Here is a 20,849-nt window from a genome sequence, read left to right on the forward strand (position 1 = left end):
GGCTTGCACTTTCAAAATGAAAGCCTTACTTTTGCCCTCCGTTTCGTAAGCCCTAGACTTTAACCATTCCGGCACCATGTCCGTTACCCGCCTCAAGCGCAAACACCGCAAGAACATTGCCCGCGCCAACAACAAGAAGAGCATTATCAAGGAGTTGCTCCGCACGCCCGTTCTGAAAAACGTGGATTTGGAAGAGCTGAAGTCGCGTTTCACCACCACTGGTGCTGCCGTTGCTCCTGCTGCGCCAGCCGCCGCTCCAGCCAAAGAAGCTGCCGCTGCACCCGCTAAAAAAGAGGAAGCCGCGCCCGCACCGAAAGTTGACGCTGCGGAAACCACCGCTGATTTTGACGCCGCTGATGCCGAAACCAAGCCCGTGAACGAAGACGGCCAGGAAGGCGAACACCCCAAGCCCGAAATCGCGCTGTAAGGATTCCTGCGGTCGTTGTGCGCCGCACGAAGCAATTCGTTTCGTGCTCTGCTCCGCGCCCAGCCATAGATAACGTGACAAGCCCCGTTTCCTGATTTGCAGGTCTCGGGGCTTGTTGTTTTATTTATGATTACGGATTGCGTGCGGGCTCAGCACCAGCTGGCAGGCCGGCGGTGCGGAGAGCAGCCCGCATGAGTTGCGCCATCCGGTGGATGCGGTGTCGGTACCCGCTAGCCCCGGTTGCGGACCATTTCACTAGCCGCCCAGCGACGGCTGAACCGGGGTTAGCCCGCCCGCTTGCCTAGCTCCACGGCCTGCAAATCCACCACTTTTCCGGCTTCAATGCCGAACCGGAGCAGCGTGCGCACTTGATGGAACCCGTGTCGGCCCGCCGCGCCGGGGTTCAGGTGCAGCAAGTCCAGTTTCTTATCAGGCATCACGCGCAGGATGTGGGAGTGGCCGGTGACGAACAACCCCGGCCGCGCGGCCGCCAGCAGGGGCCGGGCCGCCGGCGCGTAGTGCCCCGGGTAGCCGCCAATGTGCGTGATTAACACTCGCAGTCCTTCAACTTCAAAGTCTTGCACCAGTGGCTGCGACCGGCGCACGTCCGTCCCATCAATATTGCCGTACACGCCCCGAAAGCGCGGCGCTAAGGCCTGCAGTTCGTCCACCACGCGGGAATCGCCGAAATCGCCGGCGTGCCATATTTCGTCGCAATCGCGCAAATGGTGCGTAATTCGTTCGTCGAGGTAGCCGTGGGTGTCGGAAAGCAAGCCAATGCGCGTCATGCCGCAAAGATGCGGCGCGCCGGCAAATCGGCCCGGCCCCGTATCTTGCAGCCGCAGCCCGAGGCTTCATTCTCAATTCATTTTCTGATTTCGGCCTCTTCCGTTGCCCGTCATCATTCTCTCAATTCGCTTTTTCCGATGAATATTTTCATCAACGACATTCCGCTGGTCATCAAAAAACTCAGCGAAAAAGTGTACAAGCACAAGTTCGACCTGATTCTCAGCCCCGACGACGACTTCACCTCGAAAGACCTGGTGGGCGATGTGCTGGTGCGCGACGCCGGCCCGCTGTTCATCGACCGCCTGCTGCGCCTGATGGAGGTGAAAAAGCTGAAAAAGCTGAAATCGCTGACCATGCTGGTCAAAAAGAAAAAATTTCTCATCCTGCACTTCAAGGACCAGTTCAAAATTGCCAAAGCCGGCGGCGGGCTGGTGACCAAAGGCGACCAGGTGCTGATGATTTACCGGCTTGGCAAGTGGGACCTGCCCAAGGGCAAGCTCAAGAGCGAGGAAGACGAGGCGGCGGGTGCCCTGCGCGAAGTAGAAGAGGAAACGAACATCAAGCTGGAACTCGGCGAAAAGCTGCCCAGTACCTGGCACAGCTATGCCTACAAGGGCAACAAAATGCTGAAGAAAACCAATTGGTACCTCATGAAGTGCCTCGACGACAGTCTGATGAAGCCGCAAACCGAGGAATACATCGAAGAGGTGCGCTGGATGTCGCCCCAGGAGGCCCTGGCCAAGCTGGAAGACTCCTACGCTTCCATTGCGCTGGTGGTGCGGTACTATCTCAGCAACATGGCCGGCAAGCCCGCCAAGGAAACACCCGCCACCGGGAAATAGACCTATATTGCGGCTTATGCGGCCGATTTTGGTAATGCTATTCGTGGCGGGAGTACTTGGCGTGGAGGCCTGTTCCGGCTCCCACGAGCCCCCGCACGACCACACCGTGCCCACCGCGGCCGCTCCGGCCCGGCCCGGTGAGGAACTGGACGTGCCCAGCCTGCTTGCGCTTTCGATTGACGAAATGGGCCGGCGGGTGGGGCCGCAGCGGCCTATCCCGGCCGGTTTCACCGACCCAACGCTGGCTCCGCTGGTGCAGCGCAACGTGCCCCTCGATTCCACTACTGTGTTTCATAGCCGGGGCCTGAGCATGGTGGTGACGTATAACTACCACTCGCGCCGAGTGAGCGACCTGCTCCTGCTGGGTAGCAACGAAAACGAGCTTATGCGGCGCGCCAAGCTGCAGCTGGATGCGCCGCATTACCTGGTGCTGCCGGTTTTTCAGACGCACCACCCCACCCAGCTGCTGGGCCTGCGCGTATTAGCCGTTGCCCAAAGCGAGTAGAGCCCGCTATATGGCCACCGGGGGCAGCGCGAAGGGCAGGAACGCATCCACGTTGCCGCCGAAGCGGTGAATGTCCCGAATAATGGTGCTGCTGATGGCGCCCAGAATGGGCGAAGTGAGCAGGAACACGGTTTCCAAACCGGGATTGACGTGCTGGTTGCCGTAGGCGATGGGCTTTTCGTATTCGAAATCGGGGCAGTTGCGCAGGCCGCGCAGCAAGTAGGCGGCCCCCACTTCGCGCGCAAATTCCGCCGTGAGGCCCTTGAAGGTGCGCACCGACACGCGCGGCTCGTCCCGAAACAGCTGGGCGATGAGCTCCTGCATCTGTTCAACGGGCAGGTAGCGCTGCTTGCTGCTGTTGGTGCCGATGGCCACGATTACCTGGTCGAACAGCCCGACGCCGCGCCGTACAATGTCGAGGTGGCCGTTGGTGAAAGGGTCGAAAGAGCCGGGAAAGAGGGCGATACGGGCCATGGCTACTTAGCAAAAATGCAGGCTGAACAAGTCGAAATACCGGTACTCGAACACATCGTTGAGCCGGTAGCTGTACTGCACGTTGCCGGGGCGCGAGCCAAACCGCACGTTGCGCACATAGGTGCGCAGCAGGCTGAAAACGGCCGAGTCAGGCGTGAGCTCGCCCCACACGGTCACCTCGTCCTGGTCGGGGTCGAGGCTGAGTTCCTGCATGACGAGGATGGTGTAGTACACCACATCTTCGGCCGTGGTGCAGGGGAAAACGTTGCAGTACTCCAGGTGCTGGCCCAGCACCACCAGCGTCAGCTCCTGCGTGCCGGGGTTGAGGTAGAGGCGGCGGGGCGCATTGGCGCCGCGCTGGTGCACCAGGCCGGCCAGCAGGGCGCTGGTGTGGTGCAGCAGCCGGCCGGCGGCCCCGTGCGTAGCGGCCAGCCAATCGGCCAGGGCCGCGTCGGCCGCGAACACATTCACCAGTTCCAGGCCGGGGTGGGTGGTGTGGCGCACGGTTTCGGTGGGGGCGAGGGTGTGATGCAGGCGCAGGGCGGCCACCTCGTCGCCGGCCCGGAACAAGGGCGCGGGCAGCAGCGTGAAGGCCCGGCCCGTAATGGCCATCCGCACCGCATTCCAGCCCCGCTGGGCCAGGAAATCGTGCTGCGGAGCCAGGGCGGGCAGGCCGCCGGCGGTCAGCGCGTATTCTTCGAGGGCCACAAACTTGCGCCGTTCCACGTCCGCAACGGCCAGGGCCAGGCGCGTGGGGCTGGCCAGCAGGTACAGGTTGTACGCGGCCGTATTGGCGGGTTCAAATGTCTCGTCGCGCAGGCGCAACAAGGCCGAAGGCGCGGCCGTGGGGGCGGAAGAAGCAGAAGCAGCGGAGGCAGACACAAATCGAAGCTAAACCGGCCAAGCGGCCGGGGCTAAAGATAAGGCTTCGCCGAATGAGGAAGAAAGAATTGGCGGTTGGGGCCGGAATTCCTGATTCCTCATCAAGAGAAGCGTACCTGAGGTACGAATACATCATCGGGGCTGAGCACGTGGTGCAGCACGGGGTGCACCTGGGCGGGCGGCAGGTGCATCAGCTGCCGGGGTGTGTGCCACGCCAGCTCCGTTAGTACCTGCTGGTCAGGGGCGTGTTCGGGGTCGTGGCCCAATTGGGGGAGCGTAGTTTCATCGGCCAGCACTTCAAAAAACAGCTCCAACGCCTGCAGCTTGCCTTTGCTAAATTCGTGCAGGTGCAGAAAGCGACCCACGCTCACCGCTAGCCCGGTTTCTTCCTGAAACTCGCGCACCAGAGCCGCTCGGATACTTTCGCCAAACTGCCAGCCCCCGCCCGGCGGCGACCAGAATGGCGCGTCCAGCGGCAGCAGGCCGCGGTGCCCGGCGAGCAGCATGGCCCCTTCGCGCAGCAACAGGCCGCCCACCCGCACCCGCACCTTGCCGGAATATGCCTGCAGCAAAGTATCAGGGGGAATAGTTGTTGAATTCGAATTGAGCATGGGGCGTCGGGGCGGGCATCAAGGCGCACCCACAAGGTCGGGGCGCGGCATTGTACGGCAAACGACAAGCCGACGCCATTATTTTCCGCCTAACTCAGAAAAATAAATGCGTTGCGGTTAAGCCAGGCTATTGCCGGGCCACCTGGCGGCGCCGGGTCCGCCAGCGGCGCAGCCGGCTCAGAATGAACACCAGCAGCAGCACCACCAGCCCCGCCGCCACCAGCGGCAGCAGCAGCGTAAGGGCCACGCCGCCCACCGCCAGCGTGTTTTCAGCGGTGGCCAGCACGGGGTTGCCCAGGCCGCCGGTGGTGGCCGTGGAGGCCCCGCGCAGCAGGGCCGTACCGGTTTGCACCAGCCCGGCCGTGCCGCCACCCACCAGTATGCCCAGCGTCCAGCGCAGGGTGGGGTCGAGGTGGGGGAGGGCCGAGGTCATGAGAATGGTGCCGGCCACGAAAGACGCGGGCGTGGTGAGGGCGTCGAGCAGGTGGTCGACCACGGGGATGTAGTAGCCCGCTATTTCCACCACGGTGGCCGTGGCCAGCGTGAGCAGCGCCGCCCAACTGCCCAGCCACGCAAAGCCAGCGGCCGGCGCCAGGTAGCCGGTGTGGTAGGCCAGACTGGCGGCCAGCAGCGGCACAAACACCCGAAACCCGCTACACGCCGCCAGCCCCAGGCCCAGCGCGCCCGCCACCAGAAACTGCATTGCCGGCAACTGTTCCATCGGTTTTGAATGCTAAAGTGAAGGCCGAAGCTACGAGCCAACTGCCAAGCCAGTACCTTTGGCCTCCCAAACGTTAAACTACCCTCACGGGCTGCAAAGGCAGCTTTCAGGCTCTAAGAAGTTTTAAAAAATACCGATAGTACAACGCAGTACAAACTATGGTTTGGGCAGCTGGCTTTCGCAATTTCTCTCAGGCAAACATAACCGATTTTTCGTGTCTTCTATTAACCAGGACCCTACCGCCGCTTCCGCTTCAGGTATTACCGATGACCTGGAAGTGCGCATCCGGCGCAAGCTTATTCGCCAGAATTTCATGCACCTCATCGGGGCCGATTTGACGGCGATAGCGCCCGGCCGGGTGGAGGCCGAGCTGCGGATGGGCGAGCAGCACTTGCAGCAGCGCGGCTTTGCCCACGGCGGCCTCACCGCCACAATGGCCGATTTGGTGGCCGGCTTTGCGTCGGTCACCCTCATCCCCGACAACTTTGGTGTGGTGACTTCCGATTTGAAAATCTCCTATCTTAACCCCGGCCTCGGGCAGAAAATCAAAGCCGTCGGCTGGGTGCTGAAAGCTGGCCGGCGCCTGCACTTCTGCGAAGCCGAGGTGTGGTGCGATGACGTGCTCATTGCCAAAGCCAGCGCCACGATGGCGGTGATTGAACCTAGCTAAATCGTCATGGTTTCCAATCAGCAGAAAGCGTTAAAAGCGCTGCATAAGTTGCTGGTGCACGGCCGAAGCCTGGCCTTCGAAGGAATGCCCAGCGAAGAGCTGGCGTGGTTTTTCGATGATTTGGAATACCTGCCGGCGCTAATGATGGAAGTGCAAAATACTGACGAAAGATTTGAGTCGCACTTGGAAGGTATTTGTACCAAATTCAATTGCAGCCACATTTTCAGCCTACACCAAAAGGGCATATCAACTTGAATTACTTCGCAGGTTATCTGTTGACCAACAATGCTTACTGTTAGAAATCCTTCCGTCCGCGACTATTTCCCCTACGAGCCTACCGACGACCAGGCGCTGCTGTTCACGCAGCTTGATGCGTTTTTGCGCGACCAGTTGCCGGGCCGCAAGGTGTTTGTGCTGCGCGGCTATGCGGGCACGGGCAAAACCACTGTGGTGAGCGCCCTGGTGCAGTGGCTGCACCAGCTGCAACGCAAATACACGCTGATGGCGCCCACCGGCCGCGCCGCCAAGGTGATGGCGGGCTACGCGGGCGTGCCGGCCAGCACCATTCACAAGAAAATTTACCGCCAGACCTCCGGCTCGCCCTCCGAGCGGCTCAACTTCCAGCGCCAGCCCAACCGCGCCGAGCAAATGCTGTACATCGTGGACGAGGCCTCGATGATTTCGGACGAGAAAGCCTTCGGTGAAAGTGGGCTGCTGGACGATTTGATCGGGTTTGTGTTCGAGAAAACGAGCAACAAGCTGCTGCTCATCGGCGATACGGCGCAGCTGCCGCCGGTGGGCCAGCTCCTGAGCCCGGCCCTGGACCCGGAGCTGCTGGCGCACCGCTTCCGGGCCACCGTGGGCAGCGTGGAGCTGCGCCAGGTGATGCGCCAGGCCCAGGAATCGGGCATATTGGTGAATGCCACGGAGCTGCGGGAGGAATTGCGGCAGGAACACCCCGATATCCAGCTGCACACCAAGGGTTTCGGTGATATTTTTAAGATGGGCGGCGATAAGCTGGAGGACGGCCTGCGCTGGGCCTACCGCAACTACGGCCACGAAAACACCACCATCATCTGCCGCTCAAACCGGAACGCCAATCAATACAACCAGCTCATCCGCAGGGCGTTGTTCGATGCCGAGGAGGAGATTGAGGGCGGCGACTACCTGATGGTGGTGCGCAACAACTACTATTGGCTGCCGAAGGACTCGGAAATCGGCTTTCTGGCCAACGGGGACTTTTTGGAAATCACCAAAATTATCCGGCGCGAGGAGATGTACGGCTTCCATTTTGCGCAGGCCCAGGTGCGGCTGGTGGACTACCCCGATGAGCCCCAGATTGAAGTGAAGCTGCTGCTCGACACGCTGCACACCGAGAGCCCGGCCCTGCCATCGGACCGGAATAATGCCCTGTACCTGGCTGTGAGCGAGGATTATGCCCACCTCAAGACCAAGGCCGAGCGCTACAAGGAAATGCGCAAAGACCCATACCTGAACGCCCTGCAAATCAAGTTTGCCTACGCCCTCACCTGCCACAAGGCGCAGGGCGGGCAGTGGCAGGCCGTGTTTGTAGACCACGGTTTTTTGAAGCCCGATGAGCCGCTGGCGGGCGAGTTTGCGCGCTGGCTCTACACGGCCATCACGCGGGCCTCGGAGCGGCTGTTCCTCCTGAATTTCCAGCAGAAGCTGCTGAGCGACCCGCCGGTGGAAGAGTAAGCTAAACGGCTGGGCCCGCGCTTTGCCATCGGCGCGGGTACCGGCCGATGAAGTGCTATATTCAAGCCCAAGGGCACAACTTTCGTCATGATTTCCGGGCGTTTACGAGCAATAGGAATTTAACGACCAGCGACTGGGTTACTTAAACTTCACGGTTTCTTCAGGGAGGCCCGGCTAGTTTGGTCGTAAATTTGCGAGACCGGGCGAAACCAGTAAATTTGTTAAACCCAACCCTTCTTCACAACTCATTACATTTCCTGATTCATGAAAAAAACCTTGCTCCTCGCCCTGAGCCTGACCGCTGCCGCTTACACCGCGCAGGCCCAGGCCACGCCGCCCGCTGCTAAAGCTGGCACCACTGCGGGTCCCGCTATCACGTTCGAAGAAGTGAAGTACGACTTTGGCTCTGTGGTGCAGGGTGGTACCGTTGACCACACCTTCAAATTCAAGAACACCGGCACGGCTCCCCTCGTGATTTCCAACATCGGCGTGAGCTGCGGCTGCACCACCCCGGAGTGGACCAAAGCGCCGGTAATGCCCGGCAAAACCGGCACCATCGCCGCGCACTTCAACTCGACCGGCAAAATGGGCATGCAGAACAAAGTGCTGACCATTGAGTCGAACGCCACGGCTGGCAGCACCACCGTGTCGCTGGTAGGCGAGGTGAAAGAAGCTTCGGCTACCGCCAACGCGGCTCCGCAAATGGCCGTAACCGAAACCACGGCTGCCACGACCGTGAAAGACAACGGCAAAAAAGTGAAAGAGAAAAGCGGCGATGCTAAAATGAAAGCCAAGATTAAGTAAGCGGCCCACGCTCCTGACTATTTGAAAAGGGACGGTTCGCGCAAGCGAACCGTCCCTTTTTGCTTTATAAAAGGAAGCTCAGCAACCAGAAGACCGGCCGCAGAAAGGGCCATTACACTAGTTTCAGGCCGCGTACGGCTAGTGCCAGGCTGAGCCAGCCGGCCAGAAACAGCAGCCCACCGATTGGGGCTACGGCGCCCAGCTTGGTAATGCCCGTGAAACAGATGCCGTAGAGCGAGCCGCTGAAAACGAGGATGCCGCCGGCCCACAGCCAGCCGGTGGTGCCCAGCGCCCGCAGCTCGGGGCGGGCCGCCCACAGCACCCCAATGGCCAGCATCGCCAGGGCATGGTAGAACTGGTAGCGTACGGCGGTTTCGAAGGTTTCGAGGCGGCCGGCCCGCACCAGCATATCGTGCAGCGCATGGGCGCCAAAAGCTCCGATGGCCACCCCCAACCCCCCAAACAGGGCCGCGAGCTGAATAAGAAGACGAGCAGTCATATGGGCAATAAACGGACGGTGAAGCGGCAAAGGTAGGCCGGAGCCGGGGTCATATTTGCCGCACGAGGCGCAGGGTGGCGGTGTGCAGGAGGCCATCGGGCCGGCGTAGCAGCAGCAGCAGCGTGCGGCCGTTTTCGGAGCGCAGCATGCGGTCGAGCTGGGAAAGAGAAAACACGTTTACGGGGATGAAATTGATGCTCACCAATTCGTCGTCCGCCTGAACGCCGGCGGTGGCGGCGGGCGAGCCGGGCGCCACGCGCAGTATCAGAAAGCGGCGGTAGTCGGGGCCGGTGGCCAACAAATCGATGCCGCACATGTCGTGCTCGAACGGGTCGCGGAATTTGATGTTGGGCCGCAGCAGCAGGCGCTCGTGGGGGTAGTCGATGACGAGGGAAAACCGCTTGAGTAGTTCGTAGCCCACGTTGCCGTTGCGGGGCACGTCCACGCGCCGGTGCACGTCGGCGGCGTCGGGGTAGGAGGTGAGCACCGAATGCAGCGAGTAGCGGCCCAGGTGCAGGTTGGGCACGCGGCCCAAAAAGCCGCGCACCGTGCCCGTGAGGCCGCGGCCGAGGTCGGCGGGCAGGCGGTGGGCGGGCCCCACCAGGCGCGGGTCCGAATCGAGCTCGATGGAAAGGGCGTGGCTGGCCCCGGTGTCGAGCACCAGCTTCAGCGGCATGGAGAGGGAATCGGTGAGCTGCACCTGGGCCGTGAAATAGGCTTTGTTGTTTTCGAGCGACAACGGCATGCTGCTCCATTGCTTGCCGCGGGGCACCCGGTAGGTGGCCGGTGCCTGGAGCTCCATGCTCCCGTCTTCGGGGCGCAGCGTCACCACAAAGCTGTGGAACAGCTCGGAACCCAGAATGCCGTAAATAGGCAGGCCCACGTAGCCCGAAAGGTTCAGCACGTCATCGGAAAGAACCAGCCACGTCATGTGCGGCGCCACCACGCCGTGCAGCTCCACCCGCACGCCGTCGGTCTGGTAGGCTTCCAGGCCCGCGTCCAGGCCCCCGGCCCCAATCACCCGGAATTTTTGTCCGTGCTGTAAATGCAGTGAATCGGCCAGCGCGGAGGATGTGATGATGGAAGTCCCGACGCCGGTATCGAGCAAGAAATTGAATGGCCCGAATCCGTTCAGCATGGCGCTTACCACCAGTAGGTTGCGCTGCAGCTGAATAGGCACCCGGGCTTTCTGGCGCTTGGCTTTCTGAAAAACGAACGGCGCTGCCGCCGCGATGACCTGCGCGTGCACTACCTGGCGTATTTCCCCGCAAAAGCTCAGGGAAACCAGCAAACACACAAAGCGCAGGACAAACATGGTGAGGGGGGCACAACCGAAGCGGTAAATTAAGCGAATAAGACCCGCCTTTACCGCTCGGGGCCGCATCAGTCCGGCAGCTCCCAGGCGCCCGCCGGGGCGTAGCGCAGCATGCCGCCGCTGATGAGCAGCGGCGCGGCCACGTTATTGTGGTACAACTGCCCCGTGCCCAGGCCCTGGGCGAAGCCGTGCACGTCGTATTCGCCCGTGAGCTGGGCCACGGCGTTGAGGCCGACGTTTGATTCCAAAGCTGACGTAATCCACCAGCCGATGCCGCGTTCCCGGGCCAGCGCAATCCAGCGGCGCGTGGCGGCGTGGCCGCTCAGCAGCGTGGGCTTTAGCACGATAAAGGGGGGCTGGACTTCGTCGAGGAGGGCGGCTTGCCGGGCGGGGGCCGTCACACCAATCAGTTCCTCGTCGAGCGCAATGGGCACGGGCGATGTGCGGCACAGTGCGGCCAGGGCCACAAGCTGGCCCGCAGCAATGGGCTGCTCGATGGAATGAAGGTGGAACGCGGCCAGCTGCGCCAGTTTCGCGGGAGCATCGGCCGGGGCAAAGGCACCGTTGGCATCCACGCGGAGCATCAGCCGGTCGGGGCCGGCCACGGCGCGAATTTCGGCCAGCAAGGCCAGCTCGGTGGCAAAATCCAGGCTTCCGATTTTTAATTTCAGGCACGAATACCCGGCCGCCAGCTTCTGCTGAATCTGCTCGCGCATAAACGCCGCGTCGCCCATCCACACCAGGCCATTGATGGGCAGCGCCGCTTCGCCCCGGCTGAAAGCGTTGGCGTAGAGTTGCCGGCGCCCGCCGCCGGCCAGGTCGAGGGCTGCCGTTTCGAGGGCAAATACCAGCGACGGCCACCCCGAACCCACAAATGCCGGGGCATCGGCCGCCGTGAAGGTGGCAAATGCCCCGGCATTGAACCGGTCACACAACTGCGCGATGGCGACCGGAAATTCGGGTCCGTAATCGGGGCTGAGGCCGGCCAACGGGGCGGCTTCGCCCAAACCGACGGCCGTGGGAGTGGCCTCATCGGTCAGGTGCAGGTACCAGGCCACGTGTTCGGCCAGGGCCCCACGGGAAGTGCGGGCAGTAAAATTGAAGCGCAGCGCGCGCCGCGAGAAGCTGAGACGAAGCATGGCGCAAAGATGCGCGCTGCGGCGTGCTCAGCCGTGGGGCTATTTGCTGGCGGCCGTCTTGCCACGGCGGCTTACTAAGCCGCCTTTGCGGCCCGCATCACGGGCTTCATCGGCGGAGAAACGGTGGCCCCGGCCGCTGGCGTGGGAGGCTTTGCCGCCCTCGCTGGCAATGCGGCGTTGGGTTTCGGGGCTCATTGCTGCGAAGCCGCGCCGGCTTTTGGTGCCCACGCGGTTAGCAGGGCGGGTGGCAGCTTTCGCGGCGATAGTCGCGGAAGTAGCGGCGGGAGATGGTGAATTTGCCATAGGAATATTGAAAGAAGGTTTTGTGTGATGCTGTGTAGTACAATGGTAGCACTGCCGGGCTGTAATCCTACTCTAACAGTCTCGTTTAGTTGTGATTTAGGCCGAAAATGAGTGTAAATACCGCTTTCTACGGAAGAGCTTCTACGTACTTATTGGAAGGTTCTGCGTGTTTGTTTCGCGCGGGACCTGTTTCCTGGTTCCGGCGGGCACAACGCGGGTTTGATGGGGATATTTTACGCCAGACGTAACCTCCGGCCTGCTAAGACGGTTAGTGTCGAAGCTTCTATTTCGGTTTATCCCTATGCTTCAAGTTCATGCTTCTCCGGTGGCGCCTCGCGTGGCGCAATCCTGGCTGGCCCGCTTCCGGGCCGTGCGCGCCCAAAGCCAGGCCCTGTGCGCTCCTCTGCTGCCCGAAGACACCGTGGTGCAGCCTGTCATCGACGTAAGTCCGCCGAAATGGCACCTGGCTCATACCACATGGTTTTGGGAAACTTTTTTGCTGAGCCAATACGTGCCCGGCTACCAAGTGTTTCACCCCGAATACGCGTTTCTGTTCAATTCCTACTATAATTCCCTCGGCTCGCGGGTGAACCGTGCCGACCGGGGCACGCTTTCGCGCCCGCCCCTGGCCGAGGTGCTGGCTTACCGCGCCCACGTTGATACTGCCCTGGCGGCGTTGCTGACTGATAACGACGACCTCCCCCCCGTCTTCTTCGAGCTATTGGAGCTGGGCCTGCAGCACGAGCAGCAGCACCAGGAATTGCTGGCCACCGACATCAAATACATTCTCAGCACCAGCCCGCTCGCGCCCGAATACCTGCCGGCCGCCGACCTGCCCGCGCCCGCCGCGAACGCAATGCCGGCTGCCTGGCTGCCCGTGCCCGGCGGCATTTACCGCGTCGGCTTTCAGGAAAAAGGCTTTTGCTTTGATAATGAGCTGGCGGCCCACGACGTGCTGGTGGCCCCGTTTGAGCTGCAGAACCGCCTGGTGACCAACGCCGAATACCTGGCCTTCGTCGAGGCCGGCGGCTACCGCGATTTCCGCTACTGGATGGGCGAGGGCTGGGATTTGGCCCAGGCCCAGGGCTGGGAAGCGCCGCTCTACTGGGTGCAGAAGGAAGGCGCCTGGCACCGCTTCACGCACCACGGCCTGCAAGCGGTGGTGCCGGCCGCGCCGGTCACGCACCTCAGCTTTTACGAGGCCGATGCCTACGCCAACTGGGCCGGCGCCCGCCTGCCCACCGAAGCCGAATGGGAAACCGCCGCCCGGCACTTCGGGGCCAGCACCGGCGGCGGCACCTGGCTGGAAAGCAACCGGCTGGACCCGCAGCCCGTGCCCGCCGATGCCGACCCCACGCAGTGCCATCAGCTGCTGGGCGACTGCTGGGAATGGACCTACTCGGCCTACCACGCCTACCCCGGCTACACCCGCGCCGCCGGGGCGCTGGGCGAGTACAACGGCAAGTTTATGGTGAACCAGCTGGTGCTGCGCGGCGGCTCGTGCGCCACGCCGGAAAACCACATCCGCGTCAGCTACCGTAACTTTTTTCACGCCGACAAGCGCTGGCAGTTCACCGGCATCCGGTTGGCGAGGTCATTTAACAAGTAGCATTTATCATTTAACACGCGGCTGGCAGCTACTTGTGCCGGTGGTTTTCTTCCTCTTCTTTTTCAAAAAATATTCGCCCAAAGCTCCTTCCGGACAGCAGGGACCCACGAATGTTAAATGGTAATTGCTAAATGTTGAAACTTCTAACTGAATTGGCGCAGCACGTCGCCGACGGCCTGAGCCGCGTGCCCAAGGCCCTATCGTCGAAGTATTTCTACGACGATGCCGGCAGCCGGCTGTTCCAGCAAATCATGGATTTGCCGGAGTATTACCCCACCCGCACCGAATTCGCCATTTTTCGGGAGCACGGCGCGGCCATTGCGGCGGCGCTGAGCCCGGCGGCCGGCGGGGAATTCGCGCTGGTGGAACTGGGCGCGGGCGACGGCGCCAAAACCAAGCTGCTGCTGCGCGAGCTGCTGGCGGCCGGCACGGCGTTTACGTACGCGCCGGTCGATATTTCGGCGGGAGCCATGACCGGGCTGGTCGACTCCCTGCGGCGGGAACTGCCGGCCCTGCGGGTGGCGCCGGTGGTGGCCGACTACGCCACCGCACTCACGCAGCTACGCACCCAACCGGGCAGCAAGGCGGTGCTGTTTTTGGGCTCGAACATTGGCAATTTCCATCCGGCTGAGCGGCTGGACTTCCTGCGCCAGCTGGCCGCGCCCCTGACCCCGGCCGACCGCCTGCTCATCGGCTTTGATTTGCAGAAGGACCCGCGCCGCATCCGGGCTGCGTATGACGACGCCCAGGGCGTGACGGCCGCTTTCAACCTGAACCTGCTCACCCGCCTCAACCGGGAGCTGGGGGCCGATTTCGACCTGGCCCACTGGCAGCACTACACCGACTATAACCCCCTGAGCGGGGCCGTGCGCTCGTACCTGGTGAGCACCCGCACCCAGCAGGTGCGCATCCAAGCCCTGGACGAAACTGTTGATTTTGCGGCCTGGGAGGTTATTCACACCGAGAATTCCTACAAATTTACCCTGCCCCAGATTGAAGCCCTGGCGGCCGAAGCCGGCTTGCGGGTGGTGGCGTCGTTCACGGACGCGGCCTCTGATTTTGCCGATGTCGTGCTGACCGCTCAGGAAGAATAACCTGACCCCTGTAACCATGATGGAAACGGTCAGCCTGGCCTCGGGCTACGGAGATTTTGCGGTGCCCGACGTGGCCCTGGCGGCGGCCACGGCCGTATTTGCCGAGGCCGGGCAGCGCCACGCGCCCCTGGCCGTGAGCCCGGCGAGCGGGCTGCCGGAGCTGCGCGAAGCCCTGGCGCAACGCTACCGCCAGCGCGGCGCGGCGGGCGTCACTGCCGAACAAGTATTGGTGACCAGCGGCGCCAAAACCGGCCTGTTCGCGCTGCTCAGCGAGATGCTGCGGCCCGGCGACGAGGTCGTGCTGCCCACGCCCAACTGGTTCGGGTTCTACGACCTGGTGCGGCGGGCCGGCGGCGTGCTGCGCCCCCTGCCGCTGGCCTCGGCCGACAACTACGCCCTGCGCCCCGAAGCGCTGCGCGCCGCCCTCACGCCGGCTACCCGGCTGCTCATCATCAGCAACCCCAACAACCCCACCGGCCGGGTGTATTCGCGGGCGGAATGGGCCGCGCTGCTGGCCGTGACGGCCGAATTTCCGCAGCTTTGGGTGCTCAGCGATGAGATTTACGAAGGCATCAGTTTCGGGCCCGAGCCGGTGCCCACGCTGCTCGCCCTGCCCGACCCACACCAGCGGCACGTAGCCGTGAGTGGGTTTTCGAAGTCGTTGGCGCTGGCGGGCTGGGGCGTGGGCTGCCTGGTGGCCCCGCCCGAGCTGGCGCGGGCCGTCACGGCCCGGCTGTTCAGTACCGGCGTGGCGGTGCCGGTGCCCGTGCAGGCGGCAGCCCTGGCGGCCACGCGGCAGGCCGAGGCCATCGGCGCGGCGCTGTGCGCGCAGCTGCAACCGGCACGGCAGCTGCTGCTGGCGGGTTTGGCGGGTTTGCCCGGTGCGCCCGCCGAGGTGGCCCCCGAAGGCACGTACTACGTTTTTGCCGATTTCACCCGCTTTCTCGACCCCAACCTGCCCCCGCCCGCTGCTTCGGCGCAGCTGGTGCAGCAGCTGGCAGCGGCCGGAGTGGAAGTAGTAGATGGCGCCACATGCGGCGCGCCGGGCTTCCTGCGGTTATCCTACGCCGTGAAGGAGGGCGCGCTAAGGCTGGCGCTGGCCCGGATTGGGGCCGTGGTGGCATAAGCTGATGGGGAATGCTGCTCTAACGGCCTGCAACCTCAATTTATCGGGTTGCGACTTGGGTTCATAGGTCTGCGACTTGGATTTATAGGTCTGCGACTCGGGTTTATAGGTCTGCGACTTCGGGTTATAGGGTTGCGACTTGGATTTATAGGTCTGCGACTTCGATTTATAGGGTTGCGACCCGAGTTTATAGGGTTGCGACTTCGATTTATAGGTCTGCGACTTGGGTTTATAGCCCTGTGGCTTCCTTCCAACCGCTTGCGAAGCGGGAAGCCGTACTTTTGTCGGCCCTTATTTTTTGCCATGTTAACAGCCCTGCGTCCCCATTTACGTCCCATCCTGCTGCTGGCTTACCCGGTGGTGCTGTCGCAGCTGGGGCACATCATGGTGAGCTTTGTCGATTCGGTGGTGGTGGGCCACCTGGGCAAAGTGCCGCTGGCCGCCGTGAGCCTGGGCGTGAACAGCACCAACGTCATCCTCATGCTGGGCATTGGCCTGAGCATGGGCAGCGTGCCCCTCGTGGCCGCCGCCGATGGCCGCCGCGACCTGCCCGATTTGGCCCGCCTGCTGGTATCATCAGTCTGGCTGAGCGCGCTGGCCGGGCTGGTGCTGGTAGGCATTGGCCAGCTGGTGCCCCCCCTCATGCACTACCTGGGCCAAACGCCCGAGGTGGAAGCCCTGGCCGCGCCCTGGGTGCGCGTCATCAGCTGGTCGTTTCTGCCGCTGATGCTGTTTCAGGGCTTCCGTGAGTTTGCCGAAGGGCTGGGGCTGACGCGGCAGGCCATGTGGCTCTCGATACTGGCCAACGTGGTGAACGGGGCCCTGTGCTACGCGCTGGTTTTCGGGCACTGGGGCGCCCCCCACATGGGCCTGATGGGCTCGGCCTGGGCCACGCTCATTTCCCGGGTGCTCATGGCCGCGCTCATGGCGGCGTATGTCCTGCTGGCCCCGCGCCTGCACGACTGCCGCGCTGCCGTGCACCGCTGGCTGCCCGATGGCGCCACCCTGCGCCGCCTGCTCGGTTTGGGCGCGCCCATCGGCGTGCAGATGGCGCTGGAAGTAGGCGCTTTCGCGGCGGCGGCCATTATGATTGGCTGGCTGGGCGCCCCCTCATTGGCGGCGCATCAGGTGGCCATCAACCTGGCTTCTATTACCTACATGGCCGCCAGCGGCATTTCGGCGGCGGCCACCATTCGGGTGGGCAAGCTGTTTGGCAGCGGCCATTTGGCCGAGGCCCGGCAGGCCGGATTCGCGGCTTACGTGCTGGGCTTTGGGTTTATGGGCACCATGGCGGTGCTGTTCATCTGCACCCGGCACATGGTGCCCCACCTCTACATTCAAGACCCGCAGGTGGTGGCGCAGGCGTCCACCCTGCTGCTCATTGCGGCCCTCTTTCAGGTGTCCGATGGCTTGCAGGTGGTGGGCCTGGGCGCGCTGCGCGGGTTGGAGGACGTGAAGGTGCCCTCGGTGGTGGCCTTGCTGGCGTATTGGGTCGTGGCGCTGCCGCTGGGCTACTTTCTGGGCTTTAAATTACACTTTGGCGCGCCGGGCATGTGGGCGGGCTTGTCGGTGGGGCTCACCATTGTGGCCGGAGTGCTGGTAGTACGCTTCCGCCGCGAAACGGCGCCGGGCTCGCTGCTCGCGGTGCCGGTGGCCGGTAAGGAGCCGGCCGCCGTGCGGTAGGCTGGCCGGTACCGAAGCCGGGGGCAGGCAGCAGGCAACGGTAGCTTTCGAGAAATTTTTATATATTTCGCAAGCCTTAGGCTCGTGAGTGAAGTTCAACCTTAGCATTGTTATATTGACTATGTTTTCCTGCTTGACATCCCCGCTGCTGGCCTTTGTGCTGTTGCAAGGCCCGGTGCCCAAGTCCCAGCCCGCCGCTGTAACGGGTAAGCCTGCTCCCGCGTCGCCCATTCAGTGGTCGGCCACGCGCCCGCTGGCCATTGCTGATTTCCTGGGGCGGCCGGGGCCTTCCGACCGGCTGGCCTCGTCCACTTCCAGCGATATCAAGGCCAATGCGGCGTGCCGGGACTTTGTGTTTTCGGGCACCGTGCAGGCCACGTTCGACCCCAATCTGTCGTGGTTTCGGGAACCCAAAACAGCTTCGGCCGCGCTGCTGCGCCACGAGCAGACCCACTTCGACCTCACCGAAGTCTATGCCCGCATCATGCGCCAAAAGCTGGTGGGATTCGGGGCCAAAGTGAATTGCCTGAAGCTGCAGCCCGCCTTCAATAACCTCACCAAGGGTGTGTACTCCGAATGGGACCGCGAGCAAAACCGCTACGACCAGGAAACCAACCACGGCCTCAACGCCGCCCGCCAGGCCTTCTGGGAAAAGCAAACGCAGACCAAGCTGGAGCAACTCAAAGCCTTCGCCGTCCAGTAGCGTGCCCTGCTAGTTATGCCCTCTCCGCCATTAACCTGGGCCGAATTTGAGCAAGTGGACCTGCGCGTGGGCACCATCTGCGAGGCGCGCCCCTTCCCGGAAGCCCGCCGCCCGGCCTATCAATTGCTCATTGATTTCGGCCCCGAAATCGGCCTGAAAAAGTCCAGCGCCCAAATCACGCGCCACTACACGCCCGAAACCCTGGTGGGCCGCCAGGTGCTGGCCGTGGTCAACTTCCCGCCGAAGCAGATTGGAAAATTCCGCTCCGAAGTGCTGGTAACCGGCTTTGCCGATGCGGAGGGCCACATTGTGCTGGCCGCCGTGGCCGGGCCCGTGCCGAACGGCAGCCGGCTTGTTTGAGCTGTTAGTTGCTCGTTGTTAGTTGCTCGTTGTTAGCTATTAGTTGCTGGTAAGTCGATAGCTTCCTGACTAACAACTAACAACAACTATTTAGCCGCTCCCGACCATTTGGCCTCGGCTTCGGCCGCGGCAGCCGCTTTGGGGTCGAGGTGGGCTTCCCGCTTGGTCAGCGTGTCGATTACGGCCCCGTAGATGGCGTCCAAATCCTTGCCGTGAATGCTGTAGTAGCGGTAGCTGCGCTGGAAAGCGGAGTCGGTTATATCCCGTTTCCAGAGCAGGTCCTTTTGCTGGGCCTGGTATAAAGCCCGGGACGAGTCGACGGGCAACCGGCTGTTTTCGACGCGGGCTTCGAGTACGTGCAGGTCGGCCAGCAGGGGAATCAGCTTTTCTTTCGGGAGCAGGTCGGTGGGCCGGGGCGGGTCCTCGGGGGTCTGGCAGGCGGGCAGGGCCAGCAGGAGGGGGGCCAGCAGCAGGCCCAGGCAGCGGCGACGAATGGTTTTCACGGCGCAAAGTTACGCCCACGCCGTAGCTTCGCCCCCATGAACCCCTCCGTGCCCCCGGCTCTCACCGCCCTGGTGCGCCGCCTGCGCCACCTCGAAATCCGCATCCGCAAGGCGGTGGAGGCCCAATTGCAGGGCGATTTTCACTCCGTGTTCAAAGGCACGGGCCTGGAATTCGACGACGTGCGCCTCTACCAGTACGGCGATGAGGTACGGGCCATCGACTGGGCGGTGTCGAGCAAAGGCCACGGCACGTTCGTGAAAACCTACAAGGAAGAGAAGGAGCAGCAGGTGCTGGTGCTGCTCGACGTGAGCGGCTCGCTGGACGTGAGCGACGGCCAGCGCCGCAAGCTCGACGTGGCCCGCGACATTGCGGGCCTGCTGGCGCTCTCGGCGGCGCGGCAGGGCTCGGCGCTGGGCCTGCTGGCGTTTTCCGACCAAAAGGAGCTGTATCTGCCGCCGGGCAAGGGGCCGCGGGCGGCGTATGCGCTCATCCGGCGGCTGTTTGAGCTGGTGCCGGTTTCGCGCGGCACGGGCGTGGGCGCGGGCATCCGGCAGGCGCTGGGCATGCTCAAGCGCCGCAGCCTGGTGGTGCTGATTTCGGACTTTATCGACGGCAGCTATGAGCGCGAGCTCACCATGCTGGCCCAGCGCCACGACCTGATTGTGGTGCAGCTGCTGGCGCCGCGCGAGCGGCATTTTCCGGCCCTCGGCATCGTGCCGCTCTGCGACGCCGAAACCGGCCAGGTGCGCTGGGTTAATACCTCCGCGCCCGGCTTCCGGGCCCGCGTGGAGGCCGCCGCCGCCCGCCGGGAGGCCGAATTGGTGAACATTTGCCGCTGCCACCGCACCGGTTTCCTGGCCCTGAGCACGGAAGGCGACTTCGTGCCCCAGCTCGTGAATTTATTTCGCCACCGCCAACAATCGGGCCGGCGGGGGTGAGGGGAGGGGGGCGTAGCGTAAGGGTTGACAGTTGATAGTAATCAAATACATAGCTACCCAATTCGAGGAATACTGGCTTATGGTGGAGCAGTGCAAGGCACGAACCAAGCGGCAAATGCTCTGCTGGGTGTACTGAAACGTTTCAGATATTGGGTATTCTACTAGAGCATCAAAAAGTGTGGGGCAGTCGGGTTAGGTAGTGCCGATAATTTGAGCTTCTCAAGGTAAGTAAGCAGGTTTTACATTCCGACTGCCCCACACTTTTTGATGCTCTCAACCATTACAGTGACGGCCTCACCTTATGCAACCCCAACGTTTACCAGCGGCGGCAGCCAGTGCATCGGTACCTCACAAACCTTAGCTGTTACCAGCGACCCAAGTGCAACGGGGTACCAATGGAATATTCCAGATGGATTTTCACCCAGTGGACTGGTGACGACAACTGCTCCAACTATATCCATAACCGCCCCAGTCCTCTCTGTACCATCTGCCTATAGCATCACTTGCCAAGCCGTTTATAATAACCCCAGTTGTCCGGTATCGCCGGCTGCCAGGGTATCCTTTCAGGTGCTGACGGCGCAAATTGTTGATTTTGCCGCGGGCCAACGGGATGCCAATGGCAATGTCTGCATTGGCCGGCGGATGACGTTACGCTTGGTCCCCGGTACCGGCTCTGTTTCCAATATTTCGTGGAGCATTGCGTCGGGCAGTATTATCGCCGGGCAGGGCACAGATGTTGCGGATTTTCGGACCCCCAGTGCTGGCGGCGTGCAAGTGGCCGTAACGGCGCAGTTTCAGGATGGATGCGGCGGACCCAGCTTCGTTTACTACCACGCCCGTACCGTTGACGCGGGCACTACCTATTTGGACAATGGGTATGGGTGCGATGCCGCGCCGCAACGGCCTTTTCCCAACCCGGCCGATGGCTCCTTCACCTTAACCGGTATATATGGGGCGTGTGTGCTCTACAACAGCCACGGCCAACCCGTGGCGCGCTACATTGCCCATGAGCCGGGCAAAAGCTCCGTCGTGGATACGCGGGCTTTGCCCAGCGGTTTCTATGCCTTGGTGGGCACAAGTGCGGCCGGAGAACCGTTGCACTACACGCTTCAACTCCAACACTAACCACGCGCGA

At 62.5% G+C, this 20,849-nt stretch carries 25 protein-coding genes; 15 read left to right on the forward strand and 10 right to left on the reverse strand.

Annotated elements, in window-relative coordinates; all coding sequences use genetic code 11:
- Positions 1-76: 76 nt before the first annotated feature.
- Complete coding sequence (locus J4G38_RS13930) at positions 77-427, forward strand: hypothetical protein (RefSeq protein ID WP_210517718.1); 351 nt, start codon at positions 77-79, stop codon at positions 425-427.
- Between the two features lie 284 nt (positions 428-711).
- Here J4G38_RS13930 and J4G38_RS13935 read toward each other — a convergent pair whose 3' ends face one another.
- The gene (locus J4G38_RS13935; protein ID WP_210517232.1) at positions 712-1,215 is read right to left on the reverse strand and encodes a metallophosphoesterase family protein; all 504 of its coding nucleotides are present in this window, start codon (positions 1,213-1,215) and stop codon (positions 712-714) included.
- A gap of 138 nt (positions 1,216-1,353) precedes the next feature.
- On the opposite strand from J4G38_RS13935, the gene J4G38_RS13940 reads away from it, so the two are divergent.
- Both J4G38_RS13940 and J4G38_RS13945 read left to right on the forward strand, forming a co-directional pair.
- Entirely contained in the window at positions 1,354-2,058 is a 705-nt protein-coding gene (locus tag J4G38_RS13940; RefSeq protein ID WP_210517230.1) for an NUDIX hydrolase, read from the forward strand.
- 16 nt (positions 2,059-2,074) lie between these two features.
- Positions 2,075-2,563, forward strand: coding sequence for a hypothetical protein (locus J4G38_RS13945; protein ID WP_210517228.1), 489 nt, complete (start codon positions 2,075-2,077; stop codon positions 2,561-2,563).
- 6 nt (positions 2,564-2,569) lie between these two features.
- Here J4G38_RS13945 and coaD read toward each other — a convergent pair whose 3' ends face one another.
- From coaD to J4G38_RS13965, 4 genes are all read right to left on the reverse strand, one after another.
- On the reverse strand, positions 2,570-3,037 hold the full coding sequence (coaD, locus tag J4G38_RS13950; RefSeq protein WP_210517226.1) for a pantetheine-phosphate adenylyltransferase: 468 nt from the start codon (positions 3,035-3,037) through the stop codon (positions 2,570-2,572).
- Positions 3,038-3,043: 6 nt separating this feature from the next.
- A complete protein-coding gene (locus J4G38_RS13955; protein WP_210517224.1) occupies positions 3,044-3,919 on the reverse strand; it encodes a DUF3822 family protein in 876 nt (291 codons plus the stop codon).
- Positions 3,920-4,020: 101 nt separating this feature from the next.
- Complete coding sequence (locus J4G38_RS13960) at positions 4,021-4,491, reverse strand: NUDIX domain-containing protein (RefSeq protein WP_210517222.1); 471 nt, start codon at positions 4,489-4,491, stop codon at positions 4,021-4,023.
- Positions 4,492-4,657: 166 nt separating this feature from the next.
- Entirely contained in the window at positions 4,658-5,251 is a 594-nt protein-coding gene (locus J4G38_RS13965) for a DUF4126 domain-containing protein (protein WP_226163401.1), read from the reverse strand.
- A 214-nt stretch (positions 5,252-5,465) separates the two neighbouring features.
- Here J4G38_RS13965 and J4G38_RS13970 point away from each other — a divergent pair, with 214 nt between their 5' ends.
- From J4G38_RS13970 to J4G38_RS13985, 4 genes are all read left to right on the forward strand, one after another.
- Complete coding sequence (locus J4G38_RS13970; protein ID WP_226163403.1) at positions 5,466-5,921, forward strand: PaaI family thioesterase; 456 nt, start codon at positions 5,466-5,468, stop codon at positions 5,919-5,921.
- 6 nt (positions 5,922-5,927) lie between these two features.
- Complete coding sequence (locus J4G38_RS13975) at positions 5,928-6,176, forward strand: hypothetical protein (protein WP_210517219.1); 249 nt, start codon at positions 5,928-5,930, stop codon at positions 6,174-6,176.
- A gap of 30 nt (positions 6,177-6,206) precedes the next feature.
- Positions 6,207-7,637 (forward strand): ATP-dependent DNA helicase, encoded by a 1,431-nt coding sequence (locus tag J4G38_RS13980; protein ID WP_210517217.1) that lies wholly within the window; start codon positions 6,207-6,209, stop codon positions 7,635-7,637.
- Between the two features lie 264 nt (positions 7,638-7,901).
- Positions 7,902-8,441, forward strand: a complete 540-nt coding sequence (locus J4G38_RS13985) for a DUF1573 domain-containing protein (protein ID WP_210517214.1) — start codon at positions 7,902-7,904, stop codon at positions 8,439-8,441.
- A gap of 112 nt (positions 8,442-8,553) precedes the next feature.
- On the opposite strand, the gene J4G38_RS13990 is transcribed toward J4G38_RS13985, so the two are convergent.
- The 4 genes from J4G38_RS13990 to J4G38_RS14005 all read right to left on the reverse strand — a co-directional run bounded on the left by J4G38_RS13990 (position 8,554) and on the right by J4G38_RS14005 (position 11,697).
- Positions 8,554-8,940: a DUF423 domain-containing protein gene (locus J4G38_RS13990; RefSeq protein ID WP_210517211.1), complete on the reverse strand. Its 387-nt coding sequence runs from the start codon at positions 8,938-8,940 to the stop codon at positions 8,554-8,556.
- Between the two features lie 49 nt (positions 8,941-8,989).
- Complete coding sequence (locus J4G38_RS13995; RefSeq protein ID WP_210517208.1) at positions 8,990-10,255, reverse strand: aspartyl protease family protein; 1,266 nt, start codon at positions 10,253-10,255, stop codon at positions 8,990-8,992.
- Between the two features lie 68 nt (positions 10,256-10,323).
- Positions 10,324-11,394, reverse strand: a complete 1,071-nt coding sequence (locus J4G38_RS14000; RefSeq protein WP_210517205.1) for an o-succinylbenzoate synthase — start codon at positions 11,392-11,394, stop codon at positions 10,324-10,326.
- Between the two features lie 39 nt (positions 11,395-11,433).
- Entirely contained in the window at positions 11,434-11,697 is a 264-nt protein-coding gene (locus J4G38_RS14005; protein WP_210517202.1) for a KGG domain-containing protein, read from the reverse strand.
- 301 nt (positions 11,698-11,998) lie between these two features.
- On the opposite strand from J4G38_RS14005, the gene egtB reads away from it, so the two are divergent.
- From egtB to J4G38_RS14035, 6 genes are all read left to right on the forward strand, one after another.
- A complete protein-coding gene (egtB, locus tag J4G38_RS14010; protein ID WP_210517199.1) occupies positions 11,999-13,306 on the forward strand; it encodes an ergothioneine biosynthesis protein EgtB in 1,308 nt (435 codons plus the stop codon).
- 131 nt (positions 13,307-13,437) lie between these two features.
- On the forward strand, positions 13,438-14,400 hold the full coding sequence (egtD, locus tag J4G38_RS14015; RefSeq protein ID WP_210517196.1) for an L-histidine N(alpha)-methyltransferase: 963 nt from the start codon (positions 13,438-13,440) through the stop codon (positions 14,398-14,400).
- Between the two features lie 16 nt (positions 14,401-14,416).
- Positions 14,417-15,526, forward strand: a complete 1,110-nt coding sequence (locus J4G38_RS14020) for a pyridoxal phosphate-dependent aminotransferase (RefSeq protein WP_210517193.1) — start codon at positions 14,417-14,419, stop codon at positions 15,524-15,526.
- Between the two features lie 303 nt (positions 15,527-15,829).
- Positions 15,830-17,209 carry an MATE family efflux transporter gene (locus J4G38_RS14025; protein WP_210517190.1) on the forward strand — a complete coding sequence of 460 codons (1,380 nt, stop codon included), beginning with the start codon at positions 15,830-15,832 and terminating at the stop codon, positions 17,207-17,209.
- 133 nt (positions 17,210-17,342) lie between these two features.
- Entirely contained in the window at positions 17,343-17,912 is a 570-nt protein-coding gene (locus tag J4G38_RS14030; RefSeq protein ID WP_210517188.1) for a DUF922 domain-containing protein, read from the forward strand.
- Between the two features lie 15 nt (positions 17,913-17,927).
- Complete coding sequence (locus tag J4G38_RS14035; protein ID WP_210517185.1) at positions 17,928-18,272, forward strand: tRNA-binding protein; 345 nt, start codon at positions 17,928-17,930, stop codon at positions 18,270-18,272.
- An 86-nt stretch (positions 18,273-18,358) separates the two neighbouring features.
- Here J4G38_RS14035 and J4G38_RS14040 read toward each other — a convergent pair whose 3' ends face one another.
- Positions 18,359-18,775, reverse strand: a complete 417-nt coding sequence (locus J4G38_RS14040; protein WP_210517182.1) for a DUF4296 domain-containing protein — start codon at positions 18,773-18,775, stop codon at positions 18,359-18,361.
- A 36-nt stretch (positions 18,776-18,811) separates the two neighbouring features.
- On the opposite strand from J4G38_RS14040, the gene J4G38_RS14045 reads away from it, so the two are divergent.
- Both J4G38_RS14045 and J4G38_RS14050 read left to right on the forward strand, forming a co-directional pair.
- Positions 18,812-19,714: a DUF58 domain-containing protein gene (locus J4G38_RS14045; RefSeq protein WP_210517179.1), complete on the forward strand. Its 903-nt coding sequence runs from the start codon at positions 18,812-18,814 to the stop codon at positions 19,712-19,714.
- 267 nt (positions 19,715-19,981) lie between these two features.
- Positions 19,982-20,839: a hypothetical protein gene (locus J4G38_RS14050; RefSeq protein WP_210517177.1), complete on the forward strand. Its 858-nt coding sequence runs from the start codon at positions 19,982-19,984 to the stop codon at positions 20,837-20,839.
- Positions 20,840-20,849: the final 10 nt, after the last annotated feature.

It is taken from the genome of Hymenobacter terricola (assembly GCF_017921975.2).
Taxonomy (GTDB): domain Bacteria; phylum Bacteroidota; class Bacteroidia; order Cytophagales; family Hymenobacteraceae; genus Hymenobacter; species Hymenobacter terricola.

What these genes read in the sequence shown, in the direction of transcription:
- egtD (WP_210517196.1), top strand. Translation starts at nt 13,438, where the DNA reads ATGTTGAAACTTCTAACTGAATTGGCGCAGCACGTCGCCGACGGCCTG.
- J4G38_RS14050 (WP_210517177.1), top strand. Translation starts at nt 19,982, where the DNA reads ATGCTCTCAACCATTACAGTGACGGCCTCACCTTATGCAACCCCAACG.
- J4G38_RS13930 (WP_210517718.1), top strand. Translation starts at nt 77, where the DNA reads ATGTCCGTTACCCGCCTCAAGCGCAAACACCGCAAGAACATTGCCCGC.
- J4G38_RS13940 (WP_210517230.1), top strand. Translation starts at nt 1,354, where the DNA reads ATGAATATTTTCATCAACGACATTCCGCTGGTCATCAAAAAACTCAGC.
- egtB (WP_210517199.1), top strand. Translation starts at nt 11,999, where the DNA reads ATGCTTCAAGTTCATGCTTCTCCGGTGGCGCCTCGCGTGGCGCAATCC.
- J4G38_RS13945 (WP_210517228.1), top strand. Translation starts at nt 2,075, where the DNA reads ATGCGGCCGATTTTGGTAATGCTATTCGTGGCGGGAGTACTTGGCGTG.
- J4G38_RS14035 (WP_210517185.1), top strand. Translation starts at nt 17,928, where the DNA reads ATGCCCTCTCCGCCATTAACCTGGGCCGAATTTGAGCAAGTGGACCTG.
- J4G38_RS13975 (WP_210517219.1), top strand. Translation starts at nt 5,928, where the DNA reads ATGGTTTCCAATCAGCAGAAAGCGTTAAAAGCGCTGCATAAGTTGCTG.
- J4G38_RS13985 (WP_210517214.1), top strand. Translation starts at nt 7,902, where the DNA reads ATGAAAAAAACCTTGCTCCTCGCCCTGAGCCTGACCGCTGCCGCTTAC.
- J4G38_RS13980 (WP_210517217.1), top strand. Translation starts at nt 6,207, where the DNA reads ATGCTTACTGTTAGAAATCCTTCCGTCCGCGACTATTTCCCCTACGAG.
- J4G38_RS13990 (WP_210517211.1), bottom strand. Translation starts at nt 8,940, where the DNA reads ATGACTGCTCGTCTTCTTATTCAGCTCGCGGCCCTGTTTGGGGGGTTG.
- J4G38_RS14020 (WP_210517193.1), top strand. Translation starts at nt 14,417, where the DNA reads ATGATGGAAACGGTCAGCCTGGCCTCGGGCTACGGAGATTTTGCGGTG.
- J4G38_RS14000 (WP_210517205.1), bottom strand. Translation starts at nt 11,394, where the DNA reads ATGCTTCGTCTCAGCTTCTCGCGGCGCGCGCTGCGCTTCAATTTTACT.
- J4G38_RS14005 (WP_210517202.1), bottom strand. Translation starts at nt 11,697, where the DNA reads ATGGCAAATTCACCATCTCCCGCCGCTACTTCCGCGACTATCGCCGCG.
- J4G38_RS13995 (WP_210517208.1), bottom strand. Translation starts at nt 10,255, where the DNA reads ATGTTTGTCCTGCGCTTTGTGTGTTTGCTGGTTTCCCTGAGCTTTTGC.
- J4G38_RS13935 (WP_210517232.1), bottom strand. Translation starts at nt 1,215, where the DNA reads ATGACGCGCATTGGCTTGCTTTCCGACACCCACGGCTACCTCGACGAA.
- J4G38_RS13965 (WP_226163401.1), bottom strand. Translation starts at nt 5,251, where the DNA reads ATGGAACAGTTGCCGGCAATGCAGTTTCTGGTGGCGGGCGCGCTGGGC.
- coaD (WP_210517226.1), bottom strand. Translation starts at nt 3,037, where the DNA reads ATGGCCCGTATCGCCCTCTTTCCCGGCTCTTTCGACCCTTTCACCAAC.
- J4G38_RS14045 (WP_210517179.1), top strand. Translation starts at nt 18,812, where the DNA reads ATGAACCCCTCCGTGCCCCCGGCTCTCACCGCCCTGGTGCGCCGCCTG.
- J4G38_RS14025 (WP_210517190.1), top strand. Translation starts at nt 15,830, where the DNA reads ATGTTAACAGCCCTGCGTCCCCATTTACGTCCCATCCTGCTGCTGGCT.